The sequence below is a fragment of the Paenibacillus sp. P22 genome (assembly GCF_000469945.2).
GTDB lineage: Bacteria > Bacillota > Bacilli > Paenibacillales > Paenibacillaceae > Paenibacillus_O > Paenibacillus_O humicus.
Window position 1 is genome coordinate 1 of the sequence record NZ_CBRA020000147.1, and the last position, 9,288, is coordinate 9,288.

Below are 9,288 nucleotides of genomic sequence, written 5' to 3' on the forward strand. Positions count from 1 at the left end.
CGCAGTCGCGGCCGCATCCCGGCGCTGGCGCGCCGACTTGCGGAAGAACAGCAGCTCGTAGATGCACGGCACGATAATCAGCGTGAGCACAGTCGCCACGATCAAGCCGCCGATGACGACGATGGCGAGGCTCTGCGACACGATGCTGCCGCTTTCCGAGGAGCCGAACACAAGCGGGAGCATGGCGCAGACGGTGGCGACGGCCGTCATCAGAATCGGCCTCATGCGGGTTCCCGCCGCCTCAAGCAGCGCTTCCCGGATGGTCATGCGCTCTTCGTTCTGCTTGACGCGGTCGATGAGCACGATCGCGTTGGTGACGACGATGCCGATCAGCATGAGCGCCCCGAACATCGCCGTGAAGTCCGGCGTCACCTGCGTGACGATCAGGCCCAGCACCGCGCCGATTGCGGCCAGAGGCAGCGTGAACATGATGGCGAGCGGCGCCCGCAGCGTCTTGAACGTCAGCACCATGATGAGGTACACGATTCCGATGGAGACGAGCGCGATCATGCCGAGATCCGCGAAATCCTGCGACTGGTCGCTGGAGGCTCCGCCGACGAGAACCTTGACTCCGGCCGGAGCCTTCACTTCCTCGGCTGCCTTCTTGATGTCGGCTCCGACGATCGAGAGGCGGCTCGGCTCCGCCGATGCGGTTATTCTCACATAAGGCTTGCCGTCCTTAAGATAGGATACGGCCGCCTTCTCTTCTTTCTTCCACTGGGCGACGGCCGACACTTGCTTCGGCCCCGCATCCGTCATCACGGTCAGGCCCGGCAGGTCGGAAGCCTTTTCCGGCTTCAGCATCGGCTCCAGAATGACCGGTGTCTGCCTGCCGTCCGCTTCGGTCAGCTGGCCGACCGGAACCGGGTTCAGCATGCCTTGCAGCTGCTGGGCGATCTCCGCCGCCTTGGCCTGCGCCGGATCGACCTCCAGCGTATAGACCTGCTTGCGTTCCTGCTGGTTGCTCTCGACCTTGAGCACGTCCTTGACGGGCTTGATCCGGGCCATCACCTCGTCCGCCGTTTTCGACACGGCTGCGAGATCGGAGCCGGCGACGTCGACGAATACCTGCGACCCCCCGCCTCCGGACATCAAGCTCATCGCCGAAGCGGTCAATTCCGCATCCGGGTAGTCGGACTGCTTTGATTTGATCGACTCGATGACGGCTTCGGCATCCGCGCCTTTTTTCATGCCGAGCAGGAAGGTGACCTGCGTCGGGGAGGAGATTTCTCCGAATCTGGCTCCGTCCGAGCTGTTGCCTGCCGACATATAAACCCATTCCTGGCCGTCCAAGCCTCTCAGGAAGGTCTCCATCTTTTTGCCTTCCTCCAGCAGATGCGCCTGGGTCGCGTCGGCCTTGAACGCAAGCGTAATGCTGACGTTGGAAGCGTCCGAGGAATCGATCGCCCCTTTCGGCATGGCCGCATACGCGCCGATCGAGCCGGCAAGAAGAATGACGGCAGCCGTCAGCGGCACCCATTTTCGGCGCAGGTTCCACTCCAGAATCTTCTGGAAGCGGCGCGACGGCGCATGCTCGGCAATCCGTACATTGCGGAACATGCGGGAGCTCATGAGCGGAATGACCGTCAGCGCTACAAGCAGCGACGACAGCAGGGAATAGGTGACCGTCAAGGCGAACGGCAGCAGGAACGACTGCAGCGAACCGCGCAGCAGGCCCATCGGCAGGAACACGGCGACAGTGGTCAGCGTGGATGCCGTGATGGCCGTGCCGACCTCCCGCGTCGCATCGATGACCAGCTTCGGCGAGAACGGCTCCTTCTGCAGCCTTCGGAATATATTTTCGATAACGACGATGCTGTCGTCCACCAGCCGTCCGACGGCAACGGCGACGCCGCCGAGCGTAAGGATGTTGAGCGTGACGCCGGAGGCGTCGAGCAGGTACAGAGTCAACCCGAGCGACAGCGGAATGGATACGATCGTAACCAGCGTCGCCCGGAAGTTGCGCATGAAGACGAGAATGACGATCGTCGCGAACAAAGCGCCCATCAGCACCTCCCGCATCATGCTGTTCACGGAATGAACGACCTGCTCGGAGGTGCTCATGAGCACTCTCAGCTGCACGCCCGGAATCTCCTTGCTGAGCTGCTCCGATTTCTGCTCGACCTGCTTGCCGACATCGACCGCATTCGCTCCCGCGGCCTTGGTGAAGGTAAGCACCATCGCATCCTTGCCGTCGATGCGGCTTATATTCTCTCTGCCGCTCTCCCGCTCGACGGATGCCACCTCGCCAAGAGCGACGCCGGCCGCCACCGGCAGCTTCTTCAGCGCCGCCTCGTCATGCAGGACGGAGCTGACGTTCAGGTTGACCGCCGCTCCGTCCAGTATGCCCGAACCGACCGAGGCGGAGGCGGAGCGGCCGTTCATGACCGCATAGAGCGCCTGCAGGGGAACGCCTTTCTCCTGCAGTTTCGCCGCATCCGGCACGATCCGGATTTGCGGCTGCGGCCTGCCCGACACCGTTACCGAGCCGATGCCGTCGATGGATTGGAACGATTCCATGATTTCCTTCTGAGCCTGCTCCTGATGCGCCGCATCCAGGCTGTCGCCGTAGGTGAGCGTCACCCAGCTGATGGGAATCATCGACGTGTTGAGCTGGACGACATACGGCGCGCCGACCCGCTCCGGCAGCGGCACGGCGGCGATCGCCCGGTCGACATCGATCTTCGCCTGCTTCATGTCGGTCGACGAATCGAACGACAGATTGATTTGCGAATAGCTGTCTCCGGAAGAAGCGAACGAAGCGGTCTTCCCTTTGATGCCCGCCGTCGCCTCCTCCATCGGTTTGGTCACCAGCGTCTCCATGGAAGCCGCGTCATAACCGGGACCGATCGCGGTAATGGTCACTTGCGGATTGTCCGCCTCCGGCAAAAACTCCATCGGCAGCTTCGAGTAGCTGAATACGCCGAGTCCCAATACCAAAATCACACACAAAATAACAGCAGCCTTGTTGCGGAAAGCCCCTTCGATCAACGACCTCATCCCTTGAATCCTCTCCTCATCCGAATTTCCCTGTCTCTTTATGAAAGCCAGTTTCTAGCATACCCGCCGGAAGAGAGGGCGGGAAACGGCTTGGGAACGGTCTTGAGTCCGGGCTGAAGGAGGGCGGGGCATCGGTCTGGAGGCGGAGGCCGGCAACGGGGACAGCAACCCGAAGGGCTTTTCAGCGTCTTCATATAGAAGTTCTCAGCCGATAGATGAGGCGGCGGCAAGCTTGGCGGCGGCTGCCAAGGAACGACGGCTGAACGGTATACAAACGGGGAGAGATGATTCTGAGGATCGAGCAGGTATGGGAGACGGATTTGAACAAGGAGATGACGGCAGCCATTCAAGGGCTGCTTTTGCAGAGCTTCCCGGATATCTATCCGAAGGACCGTATTTTTTTCAAGCAGCTGCCCCATTTTCGGTTTTTGGCTTATGACTCGGAAAACAGGCTGATTGGACATGCCGCGGCAGACTACCGAATGATGAATGCCGGCGGAAAGCCCGTTCGCGTCCTGGGCGTCATCGACCTGTGCGTCGAAGCTTCCTCGCGCTTGCGGGGAGTCGGGTCAGCCCTGCTGGCCGCAATGGATCGTTTTTGCGAAGGAAGAGCGATCGACTTCATTCTTCTGTTCGCGGATGACAGGACCCTGTATTTGAAAAACGGCTACCATCCTGTTCAAGCCAAATGCAAATGGATGAAAGTCAATCACGAGACATTGAGCACCGCCGGCATCGGATCGGAGGACATGGACGCCCTGATGGTCAAGCAGGTCGGACCCGACCGCTGGAATGAAGGCGAACTCGATTTTCTTGGTTATCTCTATTGAAGAGGTTTAGTGCATGAGCTTAGGAGAATCCTCCTCCGCCTGTCGCATGCGGCTGCGCAGTGGACCGGACTGCTGGCCGCTGATTGAATGGAGCCGGAATCAGGTTCGACATCGATGGAATGATGCCATCCATACCCAAAAAAGGAGACCTGCCCCCTCTCGGGAACAAGTCTCCTATTTCATTTCCCCTATTTTTCATGCTCTACAATTCGTAAGCAGACCATACGATCACCTCTGGACAGCTGCCTTGCCTCTACTTCCAAATCTCATCCGCGATCTCCTTGATCAGCGCCAGCTTGCTCCATTGCTGCTCCTCGGTCAGGATATTGCCCTCTTCCGTGGAGGCGAAGCCGCACTGCGGGCTCAGGCAGATCCGGTTGATGTCGACGTATTGCCCGGCTTCCCGGATGCGCTCGAGAATGGCTTCCTTATCCTCGAGCTCGCCGTTTTTGGAAGAGAACAGCCCCAGCACGATCTGTCCTTCTCCAATATGGCGCAACGGCTCGAAGCCGCCCGCGCGGTCCGTGTCGAACTCCAGGTAATAACCGTCCAGCGAGCCGATGGCAGCCAGCTGCTCGGCTACCGGCTCGTACCCTCCGGCGCCCGCCCAGGTGGAGGCGTAATTGCCGCGGCATACATGCGTCGTCACGGCCAGATCCCCCGGCAGATCGGCGATTGCGGCGCCGTTCACCTGCGCGTAGAGCTTGGCCAGATCATCCAGATCGGCGCCTGCGGCCTTGAGCCCGTCGCGGAACTTCGGATCGCACAGCATGCCCCAGGTGCAGTCGTCGAGCTGGATGCTGCGGCAGCCGGCGTCGTAGAAGGCCAGGATCGCGTCGCGGTAAGCGCGGGATACGTCCGAAGCCAAGTCATGGATAGAGGCATAGACGGCATCCGTGCCGGCTTTGTTCTCCGGACGGAGCAGCTCCGCCAGCAGCTGTGCCGGCGCCGGGATCGTCTGGCGCGCGACGGCATTCGTGCCCGCTGCGGCCAGCAGGAACCGGAAGTCCTCGATGAACGGATGGCTGCCGAAGGAGATCCGGCCGGTCAGCCTGGCCGTCTCGGCGCGCGTTTCCACGCCTTCGAACAGATAGCCCTGCGGCACGGCCGCTTTTTCCACCCCGTCCAAATGCCACATGAAGTCGAGATGCCACCAGGACCGGCGGAACTCCCCGTCGGTTACGGCCTTCAATCCGACCTGCTTCTGCTTGGCGACCAGGGCCAGGATCTCCCGGTCCTCGATCGTGCGCAGCTCCTCGGCGCCGAGCTCTCCGGCTTCATGGCGGCGGCGCGCTTCCTTCAATGCCTCGGGGCGGAGGAAGCTTCCCACCATGTCGAAGCGGTAGGGAGTCGTATGGCGGGCATGGGGATGGGTGGAAATCGTTTGGCACATGGAAATCATCTCTCCTTCGGACCTGCGTCTCTTGGTTGGTAAAGGAAAGATACCATGCCGGAGCCGTTATCAAGTAACTCCCATATTCTATAGCCAGTTATGCCTCTCAGCTATATCAACCGCCTATGACCTCATGCAAGGCCTCTACGTAAGCGGCTCCCAGCTTGGAAAGGGCGATATGCCGGTGGCTGATCCAGCCGACCTCGATCGTCTCCTCGCATTCGAGAGGCACGGGAATGATCTCGTTGCCGTTGAGATCGGCGCTCAGCACGCCCGTCGAAATCGTATAGCCGTTCAGGCCGATCAGCAGATTGAACAGCGTGGCCCTGTCGTTGACCCGGATGCTCTTTGGATGCGAGAGCGTGCTGAGAATCTCCTCCGAGAAGTGGAACGAGTTGTACTCCCCTTGGTCGAAGGAGAGGTACGGATAGTGCTGAAGATCCTCGATCGTGACGCTGGCCTGCTTGGCAAGCGGATTGCGGATGCTGATGAACACATGGGGCTGCGCCGTGAACAAGGTCCGGAATTCCAGATTGGCCGATGACAGCAGCTTCTGGATGACCTGGGCATTGAATTCATTGCGGTACAGGATGCCGATCTCGCTGCGCTGGGTGCGCACGTCCTCGATGATTTCATGCGTCTTCGTCTCTCGAAGAGCGAGCTCGTATTCCTCCTGCCCGTACTCCTGCACGAGCTGCACGAAAGCATTCACCGCAAAGGCATAGTGCTGGGTCGAGACGGAAAAATGCTGCGGCGACGGCTTGCCGCTGAGGTAGCGGCTCTCCAGAAGCTCCGCCTGCTCGATGACCTGCCGGGCATAGGCGAGGAATTCGGCTCCCTGGGCGGACAAGATGATTCCCTTGTTGGTGCGCCGGAAGATCGTAATCTGCAATTCGTTCTCCAGCTCCTGGATCGCCTTGGACAGGCTCGGCTGCGAGATGAACAGCCGCTTGGCCGCCTCGTTCATCGATCCGCGGACCGCAACTTCAATGACATATTTGAGCTGCTGTAGCGTCATGGACTTCCCCCTTCTCCTCTTCACACTTATGGAAATAAAAAGTATTACCAGGCATGTCTTGATTCCGGCTATCTTCAGCCCCTATTTCGGCTATCCTCAACCATGCGGCCAATCCTCGGCCTTGGCGGGCTTCACCCATGCGTCCTTATAACTGACCTTTCCCCAGGCGTTCAAGGCATTCACGCCCAGCCGCCGGTCCAGGCTGGCGGTGTGCTTGGAGTGGAAGAGGAACAGCAGGAACCGCTCCGAGCTCAGCCTTCGCTCCCAGCTTCTCAGCTGCGCGATCCGCCGCTCCGCGCTGATCTCGGACATGCAGGCATCCATCGCCTTTTCGTTCTCGGCCCGCAGGGACGGACTCAGCAGGTTCGGAATGAAGCTTCTCGTCATCCGGTACATTTCAATCAAGGTCAGATCCGGCTGCTCGCCGAGCACCTCTCCCGCCACGACCAGATCGGCTTCGGCCAGGACAGCGGGATCCGACAGCTGCTCGATCGGGATGGATACGATCTCCAGCACGATGCCGATTTCTCCGCAGCGGTCCCGAATCCAGGCCGCATTCCGTTCATTGTCCGGCATGGCATACGTGAACAGCCGCAGCGTCTCCCCGCGGTAAGAGGAGCGGCGAAGCAGTCCCTCCGCTTTGCCGCTCCTGGCCGCCGGGTCGGAATCCATGGCATGTTGATTGGAGTCCCCCGTCGCGGAGCCTTCCGGAAAGAAGCTTCCGGAAGGCATTCCACGCACTCCCCCCAGCTCCTCGACCATAGCTTGCCGGTCCAGAGCGGCATCGACAGCCTCGCGGAAGATGGGGTCCTGCATCGGTCCGGCCTTGTTGAGGTTGAACGCCGCATACGTGCTGCCCGCTTCGAGGCGGCTGAGCGCCTTCTCCCCCTCGCTGCCGATGCCCGTCTCCAAATAGAGCAATTGGGATCCGGCCAGCTTCTCCGCATGCTCGAGAATGCCATCATAATCCGTCCATACCCACATCTCGATCCGGTCCAGATGGGGCCTCCCGAGAAAATAGCGGTCATGCGCCTCCAAGGCGAGCATCGACTCGTCATTGCCCGTCACGCGGAACGCCCCGGTTCCGACCGGCAGGCGGGCGAACGTCTCCTCGTTCAAATCCGAGGGCACGACTGAATACCGCTCCAGGCAGAGGGCATGCATGAGCAGGGCGGCGGGCCGGCCGAAGCCAAGCTCCAGGCTGTAGTCGTCCAGAACACGGATCTCCTGCAGATCCCGCAGGACGAAGTCCTCCCCGTTCAGCCGCAGAATGCGCCGGAACGTAAATGCCGCATCCTCGGCGGTCAACAGCTTGCCGTGATGGAACCTCACTCCCTTGCGCAGGTAAAGCCGCCAGCGCCTTGCTTGTCCGTCCCGTTCCCAGGCGTGGGCCAAAGCAGGCCTCAGCCCGCCTCTATCCGGATCGTACGCGCATAGCGTATCGAAGATTTGAGCGACCCAGTGCGCCTCGGTGCGCCGCATGACCATAGCCGGATCAAGAGCCGGTACCGGCCGATAAAAAGGGAAGCGCAGCACATCCCGGCCTGCATCCGGACGATGCACGCCGAATTGCCCGCTCAGCCATTCCCCGAAGGCAAAGTTCAGAGCGTCATCGCCCAACGGCTCCAGCAGCCTGCGGGCTTCGGCCAGCTTGCCCGCTGAAGCCAGGCGGCGGGCCTTGTCCAGCATCGGCTCCCGAAGGGAAGCCCGGAAGGTGAGGCGGGAGCGGTTGCCCCGTCCTCTGCCCGGCTCCCACGTCAGCAGCCCTCTCTCCTGCATAGACGCCAGCTGCAGCTGGGCATTGCGCCTCGTGCAGGCCAGCGCCTCGCACACCTGATCCATCGGCAGCTCGAAGGCCGTACCCTCCGGAACGGAAGCATGCCGTTCTCTCAGTTTGTAATAGTACCATTCCGCTTCCATTCCACAGGCTCCCTCCACAGGGCGGACTTTCGCCCGAAAAGGCGAACGGCGCCGCGATATCTTTCGCTTTTTGGCTTCGCATAGGCCGATTATACTGATGCTGCAAGCCTGCCCAAGCCATTCGGCAAACCGAAAGCAAGCAAGGAGCTTGCGACTCGAGAAGAAAAGATCGTACTCGTATGATATCCTTTCTGTTCTCATAAACCAAGGAGAATGCCGTTATGCCGCCCGATGACCGACCGACTTCCCCAGCGGCTCCGCATCCTGTCTCCGCCGCCGCAGACTCTCATCCGAACCGCCTCCGGCCCGCTCTGTGGAGGAGCCGCCCGTTCATGCTGCTGCTGGCCTCCGGCTTCGTGCTGGCGCTCGGCGGCAAGCTCTATGAGCTGACGCTGCCGCTGCTCCTCTACGACCTCACGCATTCCGCGGTCGCGATGTCGGCGATGCGCAGCATCGAATTTCTGCCCAATCTGCTGCTTGCCGTATTCATCGGCGTCCTGGTCGACCGTTCCCGCAAGAAACGCTGGACGATCCTGTCGGTCTTCTTCCAGATCGCCGTGCTGGCCGGCCTGTACCTGTGGACCGAGAAGGGGCCTGGCGCATCCTCCCTATATGCCTGCTATATCGGCGGCTTTCTGCTGATGACATTCGGTTATGCCTATAACAACGCGCGGGTAGCACTGGTCAAGCAATGCCTCCCGGCCGGCCTGCTCGCGCCAGCCAACGCCTCCTACTCGTTCATGACGACGCTGATCGGCATCGGAGGCCCGGCGCTGACCGGGCTGATCCTCTCCTTCTCGAACCTGCAGGACGGCCTGCTTCTGACGGCGGCCGCTTACATCCCCGCCCTGCTGCTGCTCTCGCTGCTTCCGGCCGATGACCGCTCGCCGCGTCCGAAGCCGGCCGGCTGGAGCCGGGAGCTCGGCGAGGCGCGGCGGGAGCTGATGCGCAACCGCGCGCTGTGGCAGATTACGCTGCTCGTCGTCTTCATGAACGCCGCATCGGGCATGGTGGATGCGACGGTGATCTTCACCGCCAAGGACCGTCTCGCCCTGAGCTCCGGCATGCTGGGCCTCGTGCTCTCCGCCGCCGGCGCCGGCGGACTGGCMGGCAGCCTGCTGCTGCCG

General features: G+C 61.2%; 6 protein-coding genes. 2 read left to right on the forward strand and 4 right to left on the reverse strand.

Annotated features, from left to right (window positions below):
• Positions 1-3,000, reverse strand: a 3,000-nt coding sequence (locus tag BN871_RS19215) for an efflux RND transporter permease subunit (RefSeq protein WP_048748391.1), incomplete at its 3' end; no start/stop codon positions are given.
• A 284-nt stretch (positions 3,001-3,284) separates the two neighbouring features.
• Here BN871_RS19215 and BN871_RS19220 point away from each other — a divergent pair.
• Complete coding sequence (locus BN871_RS19220) at positions 3,285-3,830, forward strand: GNAT family N-acetyltransferase (RefSeq protein WP_232313194.1); 546 nt, start codon at positions 3,285-3,287, stop codon at positions 3,828-3,830.
• A gap of 253 nt (positions 3,831-4,083) precedes the next feature.
• Here BN871_RS19220 and BN871_RS19225 read toward each other — a convergent pair whose 3' ends face one another.
• The 3 genes from BN871_RS19225 to BN871_RS19235 all read right to left on the reverse strand — a co-directional run bounded on the left by BN871_RS19225 (position 4,084) and on the right by BN871_RS19235 (position 8,161).
• The gene (locus BN871_RS19225; RefSeq protein ID WP_048748392.1) at positions 4,084-5,223 is read right to left on the reverse strand and encodes a 5-methyltetrahydropteroyltriglutamate--homocysteine S-methyltransferase; all 1,140 of its coding nucleotides are present in this window, start codon (positions 5,221-5,223) and stop codon (positions 4,084-4,086) included.
• A gap of 115 nt (positions 5,224-5,338) precedes the next feature.
• Positions 5,339-6,241, reverse strand: a complete 903-nt coding sequence (locus tag BN871_RS19230) for a LysR family transcriptional regulator (protein ID WP_048748393.1) — start codon at positions 6,239-6,241, stop codon at positions 5,339-5,341.
• Between the two features lie 96 nt (positions 6,242-6,337).
• Positions 6,338-8,161 (reverse strand): ABC transporter substrate-binding protein, encoded by a 1,824-nt coding sequence (locus BN871_RS19235; protein ID WP_048748394.1) that lies wholly within the window; start codon positions 8,159-8,161, stop codon positions 6,338-6,340.
• 332 nt (positions 8,162-8,493) lie between these two features.
• Here BN871_RS19235 and BN871_RS19240 point away from each other — a divergent pair.
• The coding region (locus tag BN871_RS19240) for an MFS transporter (RefSeq protein ID WP_198158071.1) at positions 8,494-9,288 on the forward strand (795 nt) is incomplete at its 3' end.